This is a genomic window from Pseudomonas sp. FG86 (genome assembly GCF_057808775.1).
Genome location: NZ_JBMDIS010000069.1, coordinates 1 through 22895 on the forward strand (window position 1 = coordinate 1; position 22895 = coordinate 22895).

Annotated in this window: 18 protein-coding genes and 1 pseudogene; 11 read left to right on the plus strand and 8 right to left on the minus strand. The window is 59.5% G+C overall.

Annotated features, from left to right (window positions below; translation table 11 throughout):
- The first annotated feature begins 325 nt into the window (after positions 1-325).
- Positions 326-1384: a DNA polymerase IV gene (gene dinB / locus ACODSV_RS28065; protein WP_024077223.1), complete on the plus strand. Its 1059-nt coding sequence runs from the start codon at positions 326-328 to the stop codon at positions 1382-1384.
- A 225-nt stretch (positions 1385-1609) separates the two neighbouring features.
- Here dinB and ACODSV_RS28070 read toward each other — a convergent pair whose 3' ends face one another.
- From ACODSV_RS28070 to ACODSV_RS28085, 4 genes are all read right to left on the minus strand, one after another.
- A complete protein-coding gene (locus tag ACODSV_RS28070; RefSeq protein ID WP_024077221.1) occupies positions 1610-2563 on the minus strand; it encodes a hypothetical protein in 954 nt (317 codons plus the stop codon).
- A 20-nt stretch (positions 2564-2583) separates the two neighbouring features.
- The gene (locus ACODSV_RS28075; RefSeq protein ID WP_024077220.1) at positions 2584-4299 is read right to left on the minus strand and encodes a proline--tRNA ligase; all 1716 of its coding nucleotides are present in this window, start codon (positions 4297-4299) and stop codon (positions 2584-2586) included.
- Positions 4300-4504: 205 nt separating this feature from the next.
- Complete coding sequence (locus tag ACODSV_RS28080) at positions 4505-6037, minus strand: AmpG family muropeptide MFS transporter (RefSeq protein WP_024077219.1); 1533 nt, start codon at positions 6035-6037, stop codon at positions 4505-4507.
- Positions 6038-6080: 43 nt separating this feature from the next.
- Positions 6081-6395, minus strand: coding sequence for an MGMT family protein (locus ACODSV_RS28085; RefSeq protein WP_206379640.1), 315 nt, complete (start codon positions 6393-6395; stop codon positions 6081-6083).
- A gap of 194 nt (positions 6396-6589) precedes the next feature.
- Here ACODSV_RS28085 and ACODSV_RS28090 point away from each other — a divergent pair, with 194 nt between their 5' ends.
- The 5 genes from ACODSV_RS28090 to groL all read left to right on the plus strand — a co-directional run bounded on the left by ACODSV_RS28090 (position 6590) and on the right by groL (position 11227).
- Positions 6590-7597 carry a DUF481 domain-containing protein gene (locus ACODSV_RS28090; protein ID WP_024077217.1) on the plus strand — a complete coding sequence of 336 codons (1008 nt, stop codon included), beginning with the start codon at positions 6590-6592 and terminating at the stop codon, positions 7595-7597.
- A gap of 114 nt (positions 7598-7711) precedes the next feature.
- Entirely contained in the window at positions 7712-8443 is a 732-nt protein-coding gene (locus ACODSV_RS28095) for a HugZ family pyridoxamine 5'-phosphate oxidase (RefSeq protein WP_150055423.1), read from the plus strand.
- Between the two features lie 67 nt (positions 8444-8510).
- On the plus strand, positions 8511-8987 hold the full coding sequence (locus ACODSV_RS28100; RefSeq protein WP_024077215.1) for an FxsA family protein: 477 nt from the start codon (positions 8511-8513) through the stop codon (positions 8985-8987).
- A 246-nt stretch (positions 8988-9233) separates the two neighbouring features.
- The gene (locus tag ACODSV_RS28105) at positions 9234-9530 is read left to right on the plus strand and encodes a co-chaperone GroES (RefSeq protein WP_003175874.1); all 297 of its coding nucleotides are present in this window, start codon (positions 9234-9236) and stop codon (positions 9528-9530) included.
- A 50-nt stretch (positions 9531-9580) separates the two neighbouring features.
- On the plus strand, positions 9581-11227 hold the full coding sequence (gene groL / locus ACODSV_RS28110; protein ID WP_024077214.1) for a chaperonin GroEL: 1647 nt from the start codon (positions 9581-9583) through the stop codon (positions 11225-11227).
- A 99-nt stretch (positions 11228-11326) separates the two neighbouring features.
- On the opposite strand, the gene ACODSV_RS28115 is transcribed toward groL, so the two are convergent.
- Positions 11327-12064, minus strand: a complete 738-nt coding sequence (locus ACODSV_RS28115) for a phosphatase PAP2 family protein (protein WP_150054810.1) — start codon at positions 12062-12064, stop codon at positions 11327-11329.
- Positions 12065-12113: 49 nt separating this feature from the next.
- Complete coding sequence (locus ACODSV_RS28120; protein WP_150095355.1) at positions 12114-14063, minus strand: LTA synthase family protein; 1950 nt, start codon at positions 14061-14063, stop codon at positions 12114-12116.
- A 201-nt stretch (positions 14064-14264) separates the two neighbouring features.
- Here ACODSV_RS28120 and colR point away from each other — a divergent pair, with 201 nt between their 5' ends.
- The 5 genes from colR to ACODSV_RS28145 all read left to right on the plus strand — a co-directional run bounded on the left by colR (position 14265) and on the right by ACODSV_RS28145 (position 18035).
- Positions 14265-14948: a two-component system response regulator ColR gene (gene colR / locus ACODSV_RS28125; protein ID WP_016975511.1), complete on the plus strand. Its 684-nt coding sequence runs from the start codon at positions 14265-14267 to the stop codon at positions 14946-14948.
- Positions 14938-16218 carry a sensor histidine kinase gene (locus ACODSV_RS28130; protein ID WP_024077211.1) on the plus strand — a complete coding sequence of 427 codons (1281 nt, stop codon included), beginning with the start codon at positions 14938-14940 and terminating at the stop codon, positions 16216-16218. The genes colR and ACODSV_RS28130 overlap by 11 nt, the downstream gene beginning before the upstream one ends.
- Positions 16219-16406: 188 nt before the next feature.
- The gene (locus tag ACODSV_RS28135) at positions 16407-17087 is read left to right on the plus strand and encodes a class I SAM-dependent methyltransferase (RefSeq protein ID WP_024077210.1); all 681 of its coding nucleotides are present in this window, start codon (positions 16407-16409) and stop codon (positions 17085-17087) included.
- A gap of 4 nt (positions 17088-17091) precedes the next feature.
- Entirely contained in the window at positions 17092-17811 is a 720-nt protein-coding gene (locus ACODSV_RS28140) for a lipopolysaccharide kinase InaA family protein (RefSeq protein ID WP_150054812.1), read from the plus strand.
- Positions 17808-18035: a hypothetical protein gene (locus tag ACODSV_RS28145; RefSeq protein WP_150054813.1), complete on the plus strand. Its 228-nt coding sequence runs from the start codon at positions 17808-17810 to the stop codon at positions 18033-18035. The genes ACODSV_RS28140 and ACODSV_RS28145 overlap by 4 nt, the downstream gene beginning before the upstream one ends.
- Before the next feature lie 639 nt (positions 18036-18674).
- Here ACODSV_RS28145 and ACODSV_RS28150 read toward each other — a convergent pair.
- Both ACODSV_RS28150 and ACODSV_RS28155 read right to left on the minus strand, forming a co-directional pair.
- Positions 18675-21692: pseudogene (locus tag ACODSV_RS28150) on the minus strand (multidrug efflux RND transporter permease subunit); the annotation flags it as partial.
- Positions 21689-22834, minus strand: a complete 1146-nt coding sequence (locus ACODSV_RS28155; RefSeq protein ID WP_150054814.1) for an efflux RND transporter periplasmic adaptor subunit — start codon at positions 22832-22834, stop codon at positions 21689-21691. The gene ACODSV_RS28155 and the pseudogene ACODSV_RS28150, both read right to left, overlap by 4 nt.
- Positions 22835-22895 lie beyond the last annotated feature (61 nt).

Consider the following 22895-nt stretch of genomic DNA (forward strand, 5'->3'; position numbering starts at 1 on the left):
GACCTTCGGGTTATGAGCCCGACGAGCTACCAGACTGCTCCATCCCGCGTCTGTGTGTCGGCATTCTACAGAGGAACGCGGGTGTGTCAACCTGTGAATTGAAGAAAAGCGCTTGTGGTTCAATTGCTTAGCTCTCCAAGCGCGTAGCTCGGTACGCTCGGGCCCAGTCTGGCTGAGGGTTTCAGCTCTATTGGGTGGACAATTTCGATTGAAAAAATAAATTCACCTTGGATTTTTCCTACCGCTCAGACGGAAGAATCAAACTACTGGTGCTATATACAGGGGTGAGTGCGATACTGGCCACCCGTTGAACTACACCCTTTATATGACGCAGCGCAAAATCATCCACGTCGACTGTGATTGCTTCTACGCCGCCATCGAGATGCGCGATGACCCGAGCCTGGCGCAAAAGCCGCTGGCGGTAGGGGGCGCGGCCGATCGGCGTGGTGTGATTGCCACCTGCAACTACGAAGCGCGGGCCTATGGCGTGCGCTCGGCGATGTCCTCTCACCATGCCCTGAAGCTCTGCCCGGACCTGACCATCGTCAAGCCGCGCATGGATGCCTATAAAGAAGCGTCGAAGGAAATCCAGACGATCTTTCGCGACTACACCGACCTGATCGAACCGCTGTCGCTGGATGAAGCCTACCTGGATGTCTCTGACAGCCCGCACTTTGGCGGCAGTGCCACGCGTATCGCCCAGGACATTCGCCGCAGGGTTTCCAACCAACTGCACATCACCGTGTCCGCCGGGGTGGCGCCGAATAAATTCCTGGCCAAGATCGCCAGCGACTGGAAGAAACCCAACGGCCTGTTCGTGATCACCCCCGACCAGGTCGAAGACTTTGTCTCCCAGTTGCGCGTGAGCAAGCTGCATGGCGTTGGCAAGGTGACGGCGGACAAGCTTGCGCGCCTGGGCATTGAAGACTGCTTGCAGTTGCGCGAGTGGAACAAGCTGGCACTGGTACGCGAATTTGGCAGTTTTGGTGAACGGCTGTGGAGCCTGGCCCGTGGGATTGATGAGCGGGCGGTGCAGAATGACAGCCGCCGGCAATCGATCAGTGTGGAAAATACCTATGATGTTGACCTGCCAGATCTCTCAAGTTGCCTGGCGAAACTCCCCGAATTGATGGAAACCCTGGCCGGGCGCATGGCGCGCATCGACAGCAGTTACCGCGCGGGCAAGCCGTTCGTGAAGGTGAAGTTTCATGACTTTACCCAGACCACGCTGGAGCAGGCCGGGGCAGGGCGGGACCTGGAGAGTTATCAACAACTGATGACCCAGGCATTCAATCGCGGTGGCAAACCGGTGCGGTTGCTGGGGATTGGGGTGCGGTTGCTCGACCTGAGTGGTGGCAACGAACAGTTAGAGTTCTCTTGGTAGAAACCGGGAACAAAATGTGGGGGGGTCAAGCGTACATCGCCTTCTGTAGGAGCGAGGGGGACGCCTAGTTCTTGCTCGCGAAGAACTCACAGGCCCCGCGTTGATTCAGGAAACACGCGTTATCGTTGAGGTTCTTCGCGAGCAAGCTCGCTCCTACAAAAAAGCCTTAACTGAATGGCATTCGGGCTTGCCCTCACACATTTAGATCTAAGCGTTTCCGAAGTATCAGCGTGCGCCGGGATCCGCCACCAAGCGCCCCGCATCCTTGGTCAGCGCTTGCAGGAATTCCTGTTGCAACTCCGGATCATTGCGGGTCAGTTCAATCAGGCTTTGTTCCAGCTCGCTGGCTTCTTCTTCCAGGCCCAGTTCCGACAGGCGCTTGACCCGATGCACCCATTGGCTGACTTCGTCATCTTCCAGGTCGTCGTAGATCAGGGCATGCGCTTCCAGCAGCTTGCCGCGCAGGGTGTTGCTGATCGCCAGGGTCGAGTCCGAATGCACGTCGTCCTGGCCATCTTCCACGCTGATCTTCAAGGTCGTGATGCGGTTCAAGTCCTGCTCGGCGAACGGGCTGTCCAACAGGTTCAGGCGCAGCACGCCATTACGGTCGGTGGTCAGCTCATGCACTTGCCGGCCGGCGGTGACCTGTACCGGACGCTCGCTCCAGGGCAGGCTCGAATATTCCACACGCTTGTCGCGCTGGACTTCATCAATACCCGCCAGGTTCTGTTGCGCACGGCCATGGGATTGCACGTTCATGAACGGGTTGAGCCCGTCCACGCCGTAGGTCAGCCAGTCATGGGTCATGCTGGTGGGCAAGTGCCCCAGGGCAAAGATATTCGCCACGTTCGCGCCCGCGCCCGCCACAAGGGCAACTGCTCCCAAGGGCATCTCATAGAGTTTGCGCCAGGGTTGGTAAGGGGTGTAGCGGTCGTAACGACGGGTGACTTCGAACTCGGTGACCTCGAAGGTCTTCTGCTCATGAATGCGAACCCGGCGTTGCGGCAGCTCCAGCACTTTGGGTTCGCCGACATCGATCTGCAGGCTGTGGTCGAGCAATTTCCGCTCGACCCGCTCCTCGTGCTCACTGCGTTGCGACATCTGGTTGGCGCAGCCGCTGACAAGCAGGGCGCCGCACAAGGCGGCGCCCCCCAGGGCTCTGGTGTTTCGCTTGAACATGACTTCTCTTGATCTGGTTTTCAGCGACGAATACGCGCCTGGAGGAAAGACAGCACGTCAGCCACCGGCAACGGTTGGGCTTCGGCTTCGGTCCGGCTCTTGTATTCGAGATTGCCATCGGCCAGGCCGCGGTCACTGACCACGATCCGGTGCGGGATGCCAATCAGTTCCATATCGGCGAACTTGATGCCCGGGCTGGTTTTCTTGTCGCGGTCGTCCAGCAACACTTCAAAACCGGCTGCCGTCAGTTCGGCATACAGTTTGTCGGTGGCTTCGCGGACTTGCTCGGTTTCATAGCGCAGCGGCACCAGGGCCACCTGGAACGGCGCCAGGGCGTCACTCCAGATAATGCCTTTCTCGTCGTTGTTCTGCTCGATCGCAGCGGCAACCACGCGCGAAACGCCAATGCCGTAGCAACCCATCTCCAGGGTGATCGGCTTGCCGTTCTCGCCCAGCACTTCGCACTTCATCGCCTTGCTGTACTTGTTACCCAGCTGAAAGATATGCCCGACTTCGATGCCGCGTTTGATTTCCAGGGTGCCCTTGCCATCCGGGCTTGGGTCGCCGGCCACCACGTTACGCAGGTCGGCCACGGTCGGTACTGGCAGGTCGCGCTCCCAGTTCACGCCGAAGTAGTGCTTGTCGTCGATGTTCGCGCCGATACCGAAGTCGCTCATCAGCTCGACCGAACGGTCGATGATGATCGGCAGTGGCAGGTTCAGCGGGCCCAGGGAGCCGGCGCCGGCGCCAATGGCGTCACGCAGTTCGGCATCGGAGGCCATGACCAGCGGGCTGGCCACGCCAGGTTGCTGGGCGGCTTTGATTTCGTTGAGTTCGTGGTCGCCGCGGATGACCAGGGCGATCAGCTTGCCTTTTTCTTCGGCATGCACGATCAGGGTCTTGATGGTCTTTTCAATCGGCAGATTGAATTTTTCCACCAGGGCCGCAATGGTCTTGGTCTCCGGGGTGTCGACCAGGCGCAGCTCTTCTGCCGGGGCTGGACGGGACGTTTCCCGTGGCACGGCTTCGGCTTTCTCGATGTTCGCCGCGTAGTCGGAACCGTTGCTGAACACGATATCGTCTTCGCCGGACTCGGCCAGTACGTGGAACTCGTGGGAGCCGGCGCCGCCGATGGAGCCGTTGTCCGCTTCAACCGGGCGGAATTTCAGGCCCAGGCGCGTAAACACGTTGCAGTAGGCGGTATGCATGCGGTCGTAGGTGACCTGCAAGGAAGCCTGGTCGGCGTGGAACGAATACGCGTCCTTCATGATGAACTCGCGGCCACGCATCAAGCCGAAGCGTGGGCGGATTTCATCACGGAATTTAGTCTGGATCTGGTACAGGTTGAGGGGCAGCTGCTTGTAGCTGCTCAACTCGTTGCGCATCAGGTCGGTGATCACTTCTTCGTGGGTCGGGCCCGCACAAAAGTCGCGGCCATGCCGATCCTTGAAGCGCAGCAACTCAGGGCCGTACTCTTCCCAGCGCCCGGATTCCTGCCACAACTCGGCCGGTTGGGTGCTCGGCATCAACACTTCCAGAGAGCCGGCGGCGTTCATTTCTTCGCGAACGATCGCTTCGACCTTGCGCATCACCTTCAAGCCCATGGGCAGCCAGGTGTACAGGCCGGAGGCCAGCTTGCGGATCATACCGGCGCGCAGCATCAGCTGATGGCTGATCACGACCGCATCGGAAGGCGTTTCTTTCTGTGTGGCGAGCAAATATTGACTGGTACGCATGGTAGGCCGTTGTCGGTTGCTTGAACTTGAAATGACTTGGGATTGTACGGGCGCAAACTGCCGGCGTACAGGCATCAGAATGTTGGGCTGCCTGTAGGAGCGAGCTTGCTCGCGAAGATCGTCAACGATGACGTGGGAAACCGGGATAAACGCGGTGTCTGTGACTTCTTCGCGAGCCAGCTCGCTCCTACAGGGGGAGGCTCTGTCAGTCTTCGGCGGGCGGGCTCAACCGAATGCGCCGATTCTCCTGGTACCAGTGCAGCGCAATCAGCAGCAGCGTCGGTACACCCAGCACGCAGGTGATCAGGAAGAAGTTGTGATAGCCGAACTTCTCTACCATCACCCCCGAATAGCCGCCGATCAGGCGTGGCAGCAACAGCATGATCGAGCTGAGCAACGCATATTGGGTGGCGGAGAACTTGAGGTTGGTCAGGCTCGACAGGTAGGCGACAAACGCCGAGGTGGCCAGGCCCGAGCTGAAGTTATCCAGCGAGATGGTGAAGATCAGCATCTGCAGGTCCGGGCCCATGTCGGCGAGCATCACGAACAGCAGGTTGGTACCGGCCGAGGCGACGCCGCCGATAAACAGGATCGGCAGGATACCGAAGCGCACGATCAGCAGGCCGCCCATGCCGGCGCCGAGCAGGGTCATGATCAGGCCGAAGATCTTGCTGACCCCGGCGATCTGGTCCTTGGTAAAGCCCTGGTCGATGTAGAACACGTTGGCCATTACGCCCATCACCGTGTCGGACATGCGATAGGTGGCGATCAGCCCGAGCAGCAGCAACGCCTGCCAGCGGTAGCGCAGGATAAAGTCGTTGACCGGTGTCAGCACCGGCGCCAGGCCGCGACGGCCCATGGCCGACAGGCACAACGCGGTGAGGGTGATGTACAGGATGGCGCGCAGGAAGGCGCGGTCTTCCATCAGCAATTCCCACAGGCTCACGCCGTGAAACAGCACGCTGGCGAAATCGGTGTTGTATAGCTGGGTGAACATGGCCGGTACCGACACCAGCAGCACGATCAGCACGAACACCGACACCAATTGATGCACGAAACTGTAGCGCCCCGCCTGCAACTGGGTGCGCAATGGCACATTGGGTTCGCGCATGAACAGGGTGGTCAGCAGCGCCGGGATCATCAGCACGCCGAACAGGACATAGGTGCCGGTCCACGCCGAGTGCTTATAGTTGAAACCGGTGGAGCCGAAGCCTTCGGCGAAGAACAGCGCACCCGCCGTGGCCAGCAGGGCGGCAATGCGATAACCGGACATATAGCTGGCCGCCAGGGCTGCCTGGCGGCTGTCATCGGCGATTTCCAGGCGATAGGCGTCGACCGCGATATCCTGGGTGGCCGATGCAAAGGCGACCACGACCGCAATGGCAATCAGCCAGGACAGGTGTTTCTGCGGGTCGCAGAACCCCATGCCGATCAATCCGAGGATCACCAGCGACTGGGCCAGTACCAGCCAGGAACGACGACGTCCGAGTTTGCCGAGCAGCGGTAGGCGCCATTGGTCGAGCAGCGGCGACCACACCCATTTGAAGGCATACGCCAAACCGATCAGGCTCGCATAGCCGATGGTCTCGCGGGCCACACCGGCCTCGCGCAACCATACTGAAAGCGTCGAGAACACCAACATGTAAGGCAAGCCGGCGGCAAAGCCGAGCAACAACAGCACTAACGTCGAGGGGCTGGCATAGGCGGCGAGCGCGGCGCGCCAGGTTTTACGGGGCATGGGCTGGAGTCTGCCTCAGATTCACGGAAACAAAGCGCGCACTCTAACCGCTGTGCTCTACCGGGCGCCAGCCATGACGCTGAATATCCACGCGATTGTTCAGGATAGTGACACCTTCGCTGCGCAAACGCGCACGTTGCTCGTCGCCTGAGGCACTGCCCACTGGCAGGCTTATCCGACCGCCGGCACCCAGCACCCGGTGCCAGGGCAGGCGAGTGTCCTGCGGCAACTGGCTGAGCGTGCGTCCGACCCAGCGTGCCGCACGCCCCAACCCGGCGAGGTGGGCCAGTTCACCGTAGCTCACCACACAACCTTCGGGTACTTGCGCCAGTGTCAGGTAAAGCGCGGTGCGGCGCATCTCGGCGGGGCTTTGCGGGGTTTCATTGGGTGGGTTCACTGGGGGTATATCCGTTCGGATCCTGGGTCGTTTTGTAAGAAGCGTCTGATAAGTATGCGGATGAGTATTGAACTCAATATAGATCCCCGAGTCAGTCGTAGCTATCTAATACGATAATCGTCCTTTTTCGCCAATCTTGAGCTCCTTAATCGCTTATGTTGCCCAGAACCCTGCTGTGCCTTGCTGTTCTCAGCGCTTCCGCGCCCTTGCTGGCTGATACCGTCTGGTTGAAGAACGGTGACCGCCTGACTGGCAAGATCAAAGTCTTCGACGGTGGCAAGCTGCTGATCCAGACTGACTACGCGGGCGCGATCCCGGTGGACTGGAAGCAGGTGAAAACCCTGGAGAGTGACCAGGAGTTGCTGGTCAAGCAGGATGCCTATACCGGCGAGAAAGCCAAATCGTTAAAGGCCGCCGATGACGGCAAGGTGGTGCTGGCCAATGGCGAGGCGCCCAAGACCGTCGAACTGGCGAGCATCCAGCAGATCATCAAGCCCAAGCCGGTGATCGAAGACCTGGTATGGAAAGGCAATGTCGACATGGCACTGGACTACAGGCGTGCCGAGAAAGACACCAATGACTACGACATCGACTTCAAGACCATCGCGCGCCATGGTCAATGGCGCCACACGGGGCAGGGCGAATACAACCGCGAGTTCCAGGACGACGTCACCACCACCGACAACTGGGCCCTGGAGTACGACCTCGACCGCTTCCTGACCGAGCACTGGTTCTGGCAGGGGCGCCTGACCTACAAGCGCGACAAGGTTGAAGACCTGTCCCGTCAACGCACCGTGGGCACCGGCCCGGGCTACCAGTTCTGGGATGATGAGCTGGGGGCGTTCTCGCTGGGGTCGCTGGTCAACCGCACCGATTACGAATACTCCGATGGCGGCAAGGACAACTTCTATTCCCTGGCCATGAAGTGGAACTACAACCGCTATCTGGTCGGCAAGACGGTCGAGTTCTTCACCAACGGCGAAGTCGGCAAGCCCATCGGCGGCCCGTCCGAATATTCCCTCGATGCGGAAATGGGCCTGCGCTACAAAGTCACCGAGTGGGCCTCGCTCAACCTCAAGGCTGAACGCGACATTATCAGCGGCGAGTCGGAAAGCAGCTTGAGCAAGACCCGCTACACCGCAGGCTTTGGCGTCGCCTGGTAATCAGCTTGAACCCGCCCGCCGGGGTGCCGCTGGCAACCTGTGCGGATATTGATTACCTTGGGTTGAGATCCATTCCCATAGGCCAGGGCGGCCGAATACCCGAGGAGTCATACGTTGAGCGCGCACGTTGCCAAGAACGCCCGAGAGCTGTTGCTCAAGGAATACCGTGGGGCTCTCTCCACATTGTCCAAGGCCATGCCCGGCTTTCCCTTTGGTTCGGTGGTGCCCTATTGCCTGGACTCCGAAGGCCGGCCGCTGATCCTGATCAGCCGGATTGCCCAGCACACCCATAACCTGCAGAAAGATCCCAAGTGTTCGCTGCTGGTCGGCGAGCGCGAAGCGGATGATGTGCAGGCGGTGGGGCGCCTGACCTGCCTGGCCGAAGCCGAGAAGCTGGAGGAGGGCGCTGCGATTGAAGCGGCGGCCGAACGCTATTACCGCTACTTCCCCGAGTCGGCCAACTACCATAAGGCCCACGATTTCGACTTCTGGGTCCTCAAGCCGGTACGCCATCGTTATATCGGCGGGTTTGGCGCGATTCACTGGGTCGACCAACTGACCTTGGCCAATCCGTTCTTTGGTGCGGCCGAGCGCAGCATGATCGAGCACATGAACAGCGATCACGCCAAGGCTATCGCGCATTACGTCGAACTGGCCGGCCTGCCGAACCACGAGCCTGCGCAACTGGCCGGCATCGACAGCGAGGGCATGCACCTGCGTATCGGCCATGCCCTGTACTGGTTGCCCTTTGCCGAGCCTTGCAACACGCCGACACAAGTGCGCGAGGCCTTGGTTTTATTGGCTCACGCCGAGGTCTGGCCGAAAAAAGCCAGCGCTGAAGCTTGAATTCACGAAATGGCGACGTCATCTAAGGTGGACTGGCAAGGCATTCTTGCGTTGAGGAAACAATTTGATGCGCCCTTTTTTATTGCTCTTTCTGCTGTTCCCGGTGTTGGAGCTGTTCGTATTCGTTCAAGTCAGCGGTGCGATCGGGTTTTTCCCGGCTCTGCTGCTGATCATTCTCGGCTCGATGCTCGGCGTACTGGTACTGCGCGTCGCCGGCCTGGCCACGGCGCTGCGTGCCCGTGAAAGCCTGAATCGTGGTGAATTGCCGGCCCAGACCATGCTCGAAGGGCTGATGATGGCCTTGGCCGGTGGCCTATTGATCCTGCCGGGCTTTATCAGCGATGTGGTCGGCCTGGTCATGTTGCTGCCCTTCACCCGCAAGCTGCTGGCCGGCAAGATGCGCCAGCGCGCCGAAGAGGCTGCGATTCGCCAGCGCGCGTTTGCCGACGACCTGCAACCCCGTGGCGGCCCGGCTCCACGCCAGCCGTTGGGGCGCGAAGGTGATGTGATCGAAGGCGAGTTCGAGCATCGCGACAGCAAATAACCGCTTCACCGACACGGCACCTTCGGGTGCCGTGTTGCTTTTCTGGACTGGCAAACGCAAAAAAATTCATTCCACGCCCCTTGTAATCAGCTGATGCGCCCTTATGTAACGGTCACCGCAAGGTTTCTGGTGGCGACACCAGACAGACTTCCGCGTTTCGCCCAGCGAACCGCGACCGGCACCGCCGGATTTAACCTGCCGGTACTGACACCGGCCGATGAAAAACACAATTAGGAGAGATCGACAATGAGCAAGCTTCGTCCTCTGCACGACCGCGTCGTTATCCGTCGCAGCGAAGAAGAAAAGAAAACCGCTGGCGGTATCGTTCTGCCAGGTTCGGCTGCTGAAAAAGCCAACCACGGTGTGATCGTCGCTGCAGGCCCAGGCAAGACTCTGGAAAACGGTGACGTACGTGCGCTGGCCGTTAAAGTCGGTGACAAAGTCGTATTCGGCCCTTACTCCGGCAGCAACACTGTGAAAGTCGACGGCGAAGACCTTCTGGTTATGGCTGAGAACGAGATTCTCGCCGTTCTGGAAGACTGATTTCCCCGCTCATTTTCCCGTTACTACAAAGTATTTAAGGAATATCGATCATGGCTGCTAAAGAAGTTAAATTCGGCGATTCCGCCCGCAAGAAAATGCTCGTTGGTGTCAACGTCCTGTCTGACGCAGTAAAAGCGACCCTGGGCCCGAAAGGCCGTAACGTGATCATCGAGAAGAGCTTCGGCGCTCCGACCATCACCAAGGACGGCGTTTCCGTCGCTAAAGAAATCGAACTGGAAGACCGTTTCGAAAACATGGGCGCGCAGCTGGTCAAAGACGTTGCCTCCCGTGCCAACGATGACGCAGGCGACGGCACCACTACCGCCACCGTTCTGGCTCAGGCAATCGTCAACGAAGGCTACAAGGCCGTCGCTGCCGGCATGAACCCGATGGACCTCAAGCGCGGCATCGACAAGGCGACCATCGCTATCGTCGCCGAGCTGAAAAAACTGTCCAAGCCTTGCGCTGACACCAAGGCTATCGCTCAGGTAGGCACCATCTCCGCCAACTCCGACAGCTCCATCGGCGACATCATTGCCGAAGCCATGGAAAAAGTCGGTAAAGAAGGCGTGATCACCGTTGAAGAAGGCACTGGCCTGGAAAACGAACTGTCGGTTGTTGAAGGCATGCAGTTCGACCGTGGCTACCTGTCCCCGTACTTCGTCAACAAGCCAGAAACCATGGTTGCCGAGCTGGACAGCCCGCTGATCCTGCTGGTCGACAAGAAAATCTCCAACATCCGCGAAATGCTGCCAGTGCTGGAAGCCGTTGCCAAAGCTGGCCGCCCACTGCTGATCGTTTCCGAAGACGTTGAAGGCGAAGCCCTGGCGACGCTGGTTGTAAACAACATGCGTGGCATCGTCAAAGTTGCAGCCGTCAAGGCTCCAGGCTTCGGCGACCGTCGCAAGGCCATGCTGCAGGACATCGCCGTCCTGACCGGCGGTACCGTTATCTCCGAAGAGATCGGCCTGAGCCTGGAAAGCGCCACCCTGGAAAACCTGGGTAGCGCCAAGCGCGTGACCATCTCCAAGGAAAACACCATCATCGTTGACGGTGCTGGCGTAGACCAGGACATCCAGTCGCGTATCACTCAGATCCGCGCCCAGGTGGCCGAAACTTCCTCCGACTACGACCGTGAAAAACTGCAAGAGCGTCTGGCCAAGCTGTCCGGCGGCGTTGCAGTGATCAAGGTTGGCGCGGGTTCCGAAGTTGAAATGAAAGAGAAGAAAGCCCGCGTTGAAGACGCCCTGCACGCAACCCGCGCAGCCGTTGAAGAAGGCGTGGTACCTGGCGGTGGCGTTGCGCTGATCCGTGCTCTGGAAGCCCTGACTGACCTGACCGGCGACAACGCTGACCAGAACGTCGGTATCGCTGTGCTGCGTCGTGCTGTTGAAGCACCGCTGCGTCAGATCGCTGCGAACTCCGGCGACGAGCCAAGCGTAGTGGTCAACGAAGTCAAGAACGGCAAAGGTAACTACGGTTACAACGCTGCGACTGGCGTGTATGGCGACATGATCGAAATGGGCATCCTGGACCCTACCAAGGTGACTCGTTCCGCGCTGCAAGCGGCATCCTCCATCGGCGGTCTGATCCTGACCACCGAAGCAGCGATCGCTGATCTACCGAAGAAAGAAGGCCAGGCTGGCGGCGGTATGCCAGACATGGGCGGCATGGGTGGCATGGGCGGCATGATGTAAGCCAGCCTTACCCGGCTAATAAAAACCCCGCCTGCAGCGATGCAGGCGGGGTTTTTTATGGCCCTCAGGAAACGCCGGCGGTTGAGTGAATATGCCGGTCTACGGATTCACTGCCTGAGTATTTGCCGCCTCAACGCGTGATGGCCGATAGAGCAACAGGCAGTACAGCCCCAGGCAGATCAGCCAGCAGAAAATCGCCGTCCATACGTTATGGGAAAAGAAGTGCGCGCCTTGCAGCATGCGGCTCACTGAAAAAACGCTACCCAGCGCAACAGCAAAGATGAACGCCTTGCGCGCCATCCGCGGTCGCCGATCCCGTAGTGCAAAGAACCAGGCGAACAGGGCAAACCCGGTAGCCGCATGACCGCCCGGCCAGCAGCGCCCGGGTTTGTCGGTGGGTGGGCGTGGGCTGAGCAGTTCGCTATAGGTTTCCTGGCCGCCGAATTCCTTGAGGCTCCAGGGGCACTGTACGGCAGTGATGGTTTTCAACGGCGAGACGAAGGCGGTGGCCAGGCCCAGGGACAGCACCAGGCACACCAGCTCGCGGCGGTACGGCTTGAGCCGTTGCAGGATGAACGTGCCGATAAGCCCCAGAATTGCCAGCACTGAAAACAGGATCACCAGCTGTTTAGCGCGGTCATGCAGGACGTCTTCGAGGAAGAAGCTGTAGCGGCCGATGAAGCCGCCGTCCGCCGCGTTGTAGAAGCGCTTGGCGAGGTCCATGTCCAGCGATGTCAGCTCCAGCAACAGCATCAGGAGCGCAGCCACGGCGGGGATGCCCAGGCACAGCCAGAAATTGAGAGGTTTGGAAACCGGCACTGCAGAGGTGGATGGCATGGTGAACCCTGGAAAAAAGTCCCGTACTCAGCGGTACGGGACGTTTTGGTTAGCGCGTGCTCAGTGCCGGGGCCTCGTCCTTGGGTGCCCTCCAGCCCAGCAACTGTTGTTTGAAACCGTAGCTCGCGGCCTGGTAGTAGGTAATCGCGCGCTGGATCAGCGGATCATCACTGCCGACCCGCAGTTCCTGGCTCTCACCCAGGGCCTGGTCGTGGCGGCGCAGGCCCTGGCGTGGGCTGAGGATCGCCAGGTCCTTGCCGTCGAATAACCCCAGGTGCTGGTAGTTGCCGACCACTACCCGAGGTGGCAATGGGTTGTCTTGCAATAGGTTACGGCCGAAGAAGGTTGACTCGTAGCTCAGGTTGATCAGGCCCAGCAGGGTTGGCGCGAGGTCGATCTGGCTGGCCAGTTGCGCGTTTTCCCGGGCGTCGATCAGCTTGGGTGCATAGATGAACAGCGGAATCTGGTAGTTGGTGATGGGCAGGTCTTCCTTGCCCGCGCTGCCGGCGGTGTGGTCGGCGACGAACACGAAGATGGTGTTATCGAACCAGGGTTTCTGGCGTGCAGCTTCCAGGAACTGGCCGATGGCGTGGTCGGTGTACTTCACTGCGCCGTCGCGGCCATTGCCGGATTTGATATCGATGCGCCCGTCCGGGTAGGTGTAGGGGCGATGGTTGGAAGTGGTCATCAGTTGCAGCAAGAACGGCTGTTGCTTGGCGTAGTCGGCATCAGCCAGCTTCAAGGTTTGTTTGTAGAGGTCCTCGTCCGCCATGCCCCAGGCGTTTTTGAAGGAGATTTCCGACTCGGGCACGCTGCTCTGGTCGACCACACGATAACCGTTACCGCTGAAGAATGCGTTCATGTTGTCGAAGTAGCCACGGCCGCCGTAGACAAACACGCTGTCATAACCGATGGCACTGAGCTGCTGGCCCAGGCTGGCGAAACCGCTTTCACGGCCAATGCGCTTGACGATAGAGCGCCCGGGCGTCGGTGGAATCGCCAGGGTGATCGCCTCCAGGCCTCGGTCGGTACGGGTACCGGTGGCGTAGAAGTTATTGAAATACAGGCTTTGTTGGCGCAGTGCATCGAGGTTGGGCGTAAGGTTGCGCCCGTCGCCATTGCTGCCCATGTACTTGGCGCTGAAGCTTTCAATGGTCACCAGCACGATATTGGGTTTGCGCAACGTGCCTGGGTTGGTGATGGCGCGGCGGACATCCAGCGGGTCCTGGCCGACAAAACGGGCATTCGGTTCGCTGAGTTCGGCGCGCAATTGCTTGGCCACCACGTCGGTCGACAGGCTTTTATAGAACTGCGAGTAATCCAGCTCGTTGTTACGGAACGCGGCGAAGAACTGATAGGGGCCATTGCTCGCCAGTTCGTTCATGTAGGCATTGCCGCCCTGGGCGCGTGGGCTGTCCTGGCTGATCAGTTGCAGGCTCAGACCGGCGACGACCAGCAACGCCAGGGCATTCAGCAGGCGGCCACGCATCGGCGGCAGTGGTGCGTTCAGCGCGGCATTGAACGGTTTGCGCAAGGCCAGGCTCAGCACGATGGCGAGCATTGCCAGCAAGCTGAGCAACTTGCCGATCGGGTAGGACTCCAGCAGGTTATTCAATACCTCGTTGGAATACACCAGGTAGTCGACGGCGATAAAGTTGAAGCGCACGCCGAATTCATCCCAGAACAGCCATTCGGCCACTGAGGTAAACAGCATTGCAAACACGCTGATGGTGAGCACCGCTTGCAGGAACCAACGGTGACCGCGGCGACGCCACAGCGCCGGTGGGCACAGCAGCAGGTACAAGCCCAAGGGCAGGGCGGCGTAGGTCAGGAAACCCAGGTCGTACAGCAAACCCACGCCGAATACCGGCAGCAGATTGCCGCCGACTTCATCCAGGTGAGTGGCGAGCAGCACACTGCGTGTGAGCAGGAAAATAACCAGCCAGGTACCCGTTACCAGCAGCAGATAGCGCATAGGCGCTGTTTTGAGAAACCCCATGTCATCTTCCTTATATCAATGGGTGGCGATCTTCGGCCTGACACTGTAGTCAGTTTGTGAAGCTATAGTGAAAAACTCGTTGGTTTATTTAATCGGTTGAAAACCTTTATCGACGCGCCCCTCAGCTCTATCCCTGCGTCCCACTTGGCCTTAAGCTGCGCGAGCCAACACGGTCGTCACGAAAGTACGGAGACACTGCCCATGCGAATTTTATTGGTTGAAGACAACCGCGATATCCTGGCCAACCTGGCGGATTACCTGGGCCTCAAGGGCTACACCGTGGACTGCGCGCAGGACGGTTTATCGGGCCTGCACCTGGCCGCCACCGAGCATTACGACCTGATCGTGCTCGACATCATGCTGCCTGGCATCGATGGCTACACCTTGTGCAAACGCCTGCGCGAAGACGCGCGGCGTGATACGCCGGTGATCATGCTCACCGCCCGTGACCAGCTGGATGACCGGCTGCAGGGCTTCAAGTCCGGCGCCGATGACTATCTGCTCAAGCCGTTCGCCCTGTCGGAGCTGGCTGCACGCATTGAAGCTGTGCTGCGCCGTGCCCAGGGTGGTGGGCGGCGGGCCCTGCAGGTGGCCGACTTGCATTACGACCTCGATACCCTGGAAGTCACCCGCGAAGGGCGCCTGCTCAAACTCAACCCGGTGGGCCTGAAGCTGCTGGCGGTATTGATGCAGAAAAGCCCTCACGTGCTGCGTCGGGAAATTCTCGAAGAAGCGCTGTGGGGCGACGATTGCCCGGACAGTGACAGCCTGCGCAGTCACGTCCACCAGTTGCGCCAGGTGATCGATAAACCGTTCGCCAAGCCATTGCTGCAAACCGTGCACGGCGTGGGTTACCGCCTGGCCGAGGGTCGTGATGGAGTTTAAGCAGAGCCTTGCCCAGCGCATCATCATCGCCTTTGCCTTGATGAGCGCATTGGTAGCGGGGGCCTTCGCCATGGGCATCGTCGCGACGGTGCACCTGGTGGAAGAGAAGCTGATATCGGCTGGCCTGGGCGGCGATCTGCAGCGCCTGCTGCTGATGGACAGCGTCGAAGACTGGAGCCACCGACCCGAGCCGGACCAGCTGTTCTATTTCAGCGGCGGGCGCGGGGACTTTGAGCTACCCAAGGACCTGCGGCACCTGGAGCCGGGGTTCCATGAAGTGTTCCGCGAGGCGCTGTCGTATCACGCCATGGTCGAAGTGGTGGATGGCCGGCGCTATGTGCTGCTGCAAGACCAGAGTGACTTCGAGGAACGTGAGCGCGTGTTGTTTGCCGTGGTGCTGGTGGGCTTCGTGCTCAGCCTGGCACTGGCAGTCTTCCTGGGCTGGGTGTTGGCCCGCAAGGTCATGGCCCCGGTGGTGCGACTGGCGCGCCAGGTTCGCCATCGCGACCAGTTGCTCGGCCTGGCGCCGCCCTTGGCGCCGGATTATGCCGCCGATGAAGTGGGCGAGTTGGCAGTGGCCTTTGATGCCACGTTGGGCCGTCTGCGCCAGGCATTGTCCCGTGAGCAGTTGTTCACCAGCGATGTCAGCCACGAGTTGCGCACACCCTTGATGGTACTGGCCAGTTCCTGCGAACTGCTGTTGGAAAACCCGGCCATCGACCAGCGCGGCCGTAACCAGGTGCTGCGCATCGCACGGGCCTGTGAAGAAATGCGCGAGCTGGTCCAGACCTTCCTGATGCTGGCGCGTGCCCAGCACAACGATGCCACCATGTCGCCGCGGGTGACCCTCACCCAGGTGGCGGACGATTTGCTGGGCATCTGGCGCGAACCTATCGAGCAAAAGGGGCTGGAGCTGATCTATCAACCGGGCAACCCCCTGGACACCCGCTACAACACCACCTTCCTGCACGCGGTGATGGGCAACCTGTTGCGCAACGCCCTGCATTACACCGAACGGGGCTTTATCCGCCTCACGCTGGAGCCCAGTGGTTTCGTGGTGGAGGATTCCGGTGTCGGCATTCCCGAAGACAAGCGCGAGGCGATGTTCGAGCCTTTTGTGCGTGGCAGCGAGAAGCGCGGCGAAGGCCTTGGCCTGGGCTTGTCCCTGGTGCAGCGCATCTGTGAGAACCAGGGCTGGAGCGTCAGCCTGAGCACCATGGAACCCAACGGTTGCCGCTTTCATGTCGAGTTGAGCCAGGTCAAACCTTGACCGCCCACCCTGCCGCTATGCTGCGGCAGATTCCCCGCTGTTCGGCGAAGATGGCCCCGTGCTACTGACTGTATCTGTAAAATTTTGAAATGTATGAGATTGGACAGGACAAGTTTTTCACACTTGGTTGACCTGTTGATCACAGTTAGCTGCCTAAGGTTGTAGGCATCAGTAACTGGAGATCAGCGATGCCTACCCCGATCAAGCTCGAATTTTCTGAAAAATACGACGATCAGCACGCGCAGAATTATTTGCTCAAGCATCAGGACAATTTGGCTCGCCGGTTGTCCCACAAACGTGACGAGCAATTGGCGCGCGGCGCACTGGCCATGGCCGGTGAACCGGGTCTGGTCCTGGACTTGCCTTGCGGGGCTGGGCGCTTCTGGCCGCTGCTGGCCGAAAAACCCAACCGCGTGATTATCGGTGCCGACAATTCGGAGTCGATGTTGAAGGTCGCGATGCACGCGCAACCGGCGGACGTGGTCAAACGGGTACGCCCCTTGCAGACATCTGCCTTCGATATCGATTTACCCGATAACTCGGTCGATAGCATCTTCTGTATGCGCTTGATGCATCACATTGGTGATCCTGAGCACAGGCTGGCGATACTGCGCGAATTTCAGCGTGTAACCCGCGACAGCGTGATCATTTCGCTGTGGGTGGATGGCAACTTCAAGGCCTGGAAACGTAAGCGTGCCGAAGTAAAACGTCGTAAGAAAGGTGAGCAGGAAGGTTACCAAAACCGGTTTGTGTTACCGGCTGCTACTGTCGAAGCAGAGTTTGAGCAGGCCGGCTTCCGTGTTCAGGAATCCCTGGACTTCATCCCGCTCTACGCCATGTGGCGGGTGTACGTATTGCGCAAGAGGTAACAGGATGGCAGTTGAGTGCGTAGCAGGCAGTCACGTAGCTCCCGAAGAGCGATTTGATTATTTCTGGCGCCAACAGGGCGAATGGGTCGAAGAGCCCAATCGTCGGCGCGGTGGTGAAAGTGGTGTGCAGCGGGTGATGGGCCCCAATGGGCGCTTGCTCTACAGCAAACGTCAGACCGGGCATATCTACCGCAGTTGGCTGCATCCTTTTGGACGTCCCACCGTGTTGCGCGAGCGCGATGCCCTCAAGGGCCTGCGTTCGCTGAATGTGCGCGTACCGGAAATGGTCTTCTGCGAGGCACGTCGTGATCCGGAGCACCAATGGAAGGCATTGTTGGTGACCGCTTCGCTGGACGGCTTCGATGAAATCGAAAAGTGGTACGCCGCAGGTGGTCGTGAACAGTACGGCGAAGGAGTCCATGAGCGCCTGCTCAAGGAAGTGGCGACGACCCTGGCACGCATGCACAAGGGGCGCTGGCAACATGGTTGCCTGTACATCAAGCACATTTTTGCGCGGGTCACCGGCGAAGGCGACTCGGCCACCGTGGAAGTGGCGTTGCTGGATTTTGAAAAGTGTCGCCAGCGCCTGACCGCCTATCGGGCAGCGTCCCACGATATGCTGCAATTGCGCCGCCATTCGTCGTGGAGCGATAGCGACTGGGAAAAACTCAGCTACTTTTACGAGACGGCGTTTGGCAGCGCTATCAAGGGTTTAACCAAATGAAGCTAGAAATAGCACGAGGTCTGTTCCTGGTGGGGGCATTGGGCATTGCAGCCTTGGCCCTGGTCGTCTGGGAACAACCTCGCACACAAGTACTCAGCGCGGTGCAAAGCGGCGGGCAATGCCTGTTGCCGCGCGTCGCCAAGGCGAGTGTGGCGGTCAAGCCTGACCACGAGTTACTGCTGTTTATGTTTGGAATGTCTCAAGGGATGAGGCCGCAAAGTTGAAACGATTGAAACCCCCGGAAAGGGCCTTGCGATGCGAGGCCCTTTTTTTTGGGGTGTGCCCCAGGCATGGCGCGTTGCGCGAAGCACAACCAGCTTGGCTGTGGTGGTGCTTCGACGGCGCTATGAAGTGGTACCCGCGGTTGGCGGCTCTTCACTATCTGCCCGGACTCGAGCTGCATATCCTTGATTGCCCGCGCAATCACCAGACTCAGGTTCACGCCCTTCAAGGCCTTCCGTGTACTCACTGATGGTCAGCGTGGTTGCCTGGGCTGCTCGACGGCCATCGCCACGACGACACTCTCTGGCGGTTTGGGCCTGAAACAGACCGGGATCAGCAGGTAGATAGAAAAGGCCGTGTAATCCGCCTGTGGCAGGGCGATCAGCCGCACCACACCCCCTACGATCAACCTGCGGCGGCATGGCACCTTCCGGTTCCTCGGACGGATTGGGGCCGACGAATCGAAACGTTACTCCGTCTTTCCCAGGGGGGGCCGCTGGCAATGTTGACAGGCCTGGCAGGGGGGCCGGCAGCGCATGGCTGAGTAGCAGCGGCGCTTGAGGAAGGATCTCAAGCCGGCCGTAGCCCCCGAAGGGTGAGGGATACACCGGCAGTGGCAAGATACTGCCGGGTAGCATTCCGGGTTTTGCCAGCAGGGTGTAGATGCAGGGCAGTACAAATAAGGTGAACAGGGTGCCCACGGACATGCCGGTGGCAATCACCAGGCCGATATCGAATCGGCTGACCGCCCCGGCACCGCTGGCCAGGATCAACGGCACGACGCCCAGGACGGTGGCGAGGGTGGTCATCAGAATCGGACGCAGACGCGTCGCGGCGGCTTGTTCGACGGCTTCGCGAATCGTTAACCCCTGCTCTCGGCGCAACTGGTTGGCGAATTCGACGATCAGGATTCCATGTTTGCTGATCAGGCCAATCAGCGTGACCAAGCCTATCTGTGTATAGATGTTCAGGCTCGACCATCCCAGGAACAGGGCGACCAACGCCCCGCAGACCGACAGCGGTACGCTGACCAGGATCACCAGTGGGTCGCGAAAGCTCTCAAACTGGGCCGCCAGTACCAGGCCGATGATCGCCAGTGCCAGGCCAAAGCTGCCCCATAACGCGCCACCTTCCTGAACGAACTGACGCGTGGCGTTGCTGTAGTCAAAGGTAAAACCGGGTGGGGCTTCCTCTTGCGCAATGTCGCGCAGGGTGTCGATGGCGTCGCCCATGCTGACAATCGGGAAACCCGCGATCAGTACTGAGTTCATTTGTTGGAACTGATTGAGCTGGCGTGGTCGTGCTTTCTGTTCGGACACCGTGATCAGCGTGGAGAGGGGCAGCAACTGTCCTTTGGCGTTTTTGACGTAGTAGTGGTTCAGCCAGTCTGGCGTGTTTCGGAACGCTTGTTCGACTTGGGCAATCACTTTGTAATGACGGCCGTCCATGCTGAATCGGTTGATTTCTGTCTCCGCCAGCAGTGTCGACAAGGTCAGCCCCAGGTCTTGCATCGAAACACCCATCTGCGACGCCTTGTTTCGGTCAATGTCGATCACGACTTCTGGCCGGTCGAAGGCTAGGTCGATGTCGACGTAAGCGAATTTTCCTGAGTCGATGGCGCGTTGTTTGACCCGTTCCGCTACATCGAGCAGTGACTGATGATCGCCGGGCGTACTGATCACGAAACCGAAGGGCAGGCCTTCACCGGTGCCCGGTAGGGCGGGCAGGTTGAAGGCAAGTACCTGAAGGCCGGGAATGCTGTCCAGTTTCTCGCGCAACTGTTCCAGTATCTGCATCGAAGTACGCTCACGTTCCCCCCAGGGTTTGAGCAGGAAGCCGCCGATGCCCGATTGCGCGCCGTTCAGGCCGTTGATCTGGAACGACCCCTGATATTCGGCGAGTGTCTCGAACAGCGACGTGAAGTCTTTGGTGTGGGCGTTCAAATAGGCGAGGTTGGAGGCTTGCGGCGCTTGGGTGAGCATAAAGACAACGCCTTTGTCCTCATCCGGCGCCAGCTGTGAAGGCGTGAACATGAGCATCGCCGGGATCAGGAGCATAACGATCAGAGCGAACACCAGTACGACCGGGCGTGCATTCAGCACCTCTTGCAGGAGGCGTAGATAACGCTGTTTCAGGCGTTCGAAAATGCGATCCAGCGTCAGTGCGAACCCTTGGGAAGGCTTCCCCTTGCGTAGCAACAGTGCGCACATCATCGGTGACAGGGTCAGTGCCACGATGCCGGATATCACCACGGCCCCGGCCAGGGTCAAGGCAAACTCCTTGAACAGCGAGCCCGTCAGCCCCTGCAAAAAACCGATGGGGGCATAGACCGCCGCGAGCGTAATCGTCATGGCGATGACCGGGGCGCATACTTCCCGAGCCCCTATGATCGCGGCCTTGAAGGGGGACCAGCCATTTTCAATGTGCCGATGAATGTTTTCCATCACCACAATGGCGTCATCCACCACCAGCCCGATGGCCAAGACCATGGCCAACAGTGTCAGGCCGTTGATGGAGTAGCCCATCAGTTGCATGAAAAACATCACCCCGATCAAGGATAAGGGGATGGTGACGATGGGAATAATCACCGAGCGCAGTGTGCCCAGGAACAGGAACACCACGATCACCACGATCAGTACGGCCTCCAGCAGCGTGGTCACGACTTCGTCGAGGGAGGCTTGGATAAACTGCGTGGAGTCAAAGGCAATATCGGCCGCCAGATCGGGCGGCAGCTGTGATTGCAGCGCGAGAATGAACTCACGCACCTGCTCGCCGAGCTCAAGAGGGTTGGCGTCCGGTGCAGGCTTGATGCTGATATAGGTGGCAGGCATGCCATTGAATGAACTGAAACTGTTGTAGTTTTCCGCCCCGATCTCCACCCGTGCCACGTCACCGAGGCGAACCTGGCTGTCATTCGTACTTTTCAAGGTGATCGCCTCGAAATCCTCGGCCGTGCGCAGCAGCGTATTGGCATGGACGCCGGTGACGACATAGGCGCCCGTGACCTCACCGGCTGTCGACTGCACGTTGTAGCTATTGACGGCCTGGCTCACATCGCTGGCGCTCAAGCCGAAGCCGGCGAGCCTGATGGGGTCCAGCCACAGGCGCATGGCGCGGGTTTGATTGCCGATGATTTCTGCGTCTGCCATGCCGGGCAGCGTCGACAGTCGGGGTTGTACCACCCGTTGCAGGTAGTCGGCGACTTGGGCGCTACTCATCGTATTGCTGGAGAAGCTCAGGTACATCAAGGCGGTCGTATCCGTCGCGACTTTGCTCAGTACCGGGTCTTGCGCCTCGCGGGGCAGTTGGTTGCGCACTTCGTTGATCTTGGCCAGCAACTCGGTAAACAAGCGATCGCTGTCGGCGCCGGTACGGCTGTGCAGAGTAATCACCGAGACATTCTGGCGGCTCGTGGACTTCATGTAGTCGATGCCTTCAGCGCCTGCCAGGCTTTTCTGAAGTGGCTGCGTGACAAGGCTCTGAATAGTTTCGGCGTTGGCTCCCGGGTACAGGGTCGTCACGGTGATCTGGGCATTTTCCATTTGCGGGTATTGGCGCAGGGGTAATTGGTGGTAGGCCTGCAGCCCCAGCAACAGGATCAACAGGCTGACCACCATGGCGAGTACCGGGCGGCGAATAAACAGATCGGTAAATCTCATGGTGCTGCACCGTTGTCGCCAGAGAAGAGCGGCGCGTGCGGCGACAGGTTCCTGTCGGCGCTGACGATGACGGGGGCGCCATGTTTGAGCTTGAGTTGGCCCGCCGTGACCACCTGTTCACCGGGCGCCAGCCCCCTGGTGATGATCACCTGGCCATTGCGCCGCTCGCCGGTCTCTACCGGGCGTTGTTCGGCGGTCAGTACCGTACCGGCGGTTTCAGGGGCCGCCTCGTGTGGCGATACAACATAAACATACTGGCCAGCAGGGCTATAGCTGATTGACTCCTCTGGAACGACGACCTGCGGCGTTGGCTGTGCCAGTTGCACCTGCAAACTGGCGAACATGCCCGGCAGTAAACGGTTGTGCGGGTTGGGCAGGGTCGCCCGGACCCTGACATTCCGGGTACTGTCATCGACGATGGGGTTGATGGCGCTGACCAGGCCAAGGGTGTGCTGCCCGGGGCGTGCAGACACTTCAACCTGTACTGATTGGCCGATTTCAATGAACTGGACCGCTTGCTCGGGTACGTGGAAGTCGACGTAAAGGCTGCTGGTGTCTTGCAGGCTTGCGATCACTGCCGTGCTTTGCAGGTAGTCGCCGATATTGACCTGGCGAATGCCGATGGTGCCACTGAAAGGGGCGGTGATATGTTTCTTTTCCAGCGCCGCGGTGTACTGCTTGACCAGCGCATTGTGTCGATTGAACTCGGAGGAGAGCCGATCAAACTCACCTTTTGAGATCGCCTGACTGTCCACCAGCATCTGGCCGCGCTCGAAATTCTGTCGGGCCAGGCTACGGTTTGCCAGGGCGATGTCCCGCTGGGCCGTCTCCATCTGGTTTTCCAATTGCAACAAGGATTGCCCGGCTGTAACGGCTTGTCCGGACTCGAAATGCACCTGCGTGACGACACCAGGCACTTCGATACTCAGATCGATTCCCTTAAGCGCTTTGAGACTGCCAGCCGCCGGCAGTTGGCGCTGCCAGAGCTGCGTGACGACCGGCGCCACCGATACGCTGGCGGGCGGCTTGGGGGCATTCAGACGTGTCAGTTGTTGGTTGATCCAGAACGCTTTGTAGCCCGCTAGCATCGATACCACGACGAGAACGACACCAAGCATCGCGAGCATGCGGCGGCCAGGCATAGATGGCTCCTTGGGTAACAATGACGAAGGCGTCGATTGTTATTAGGGCCGTAGGGGCGGG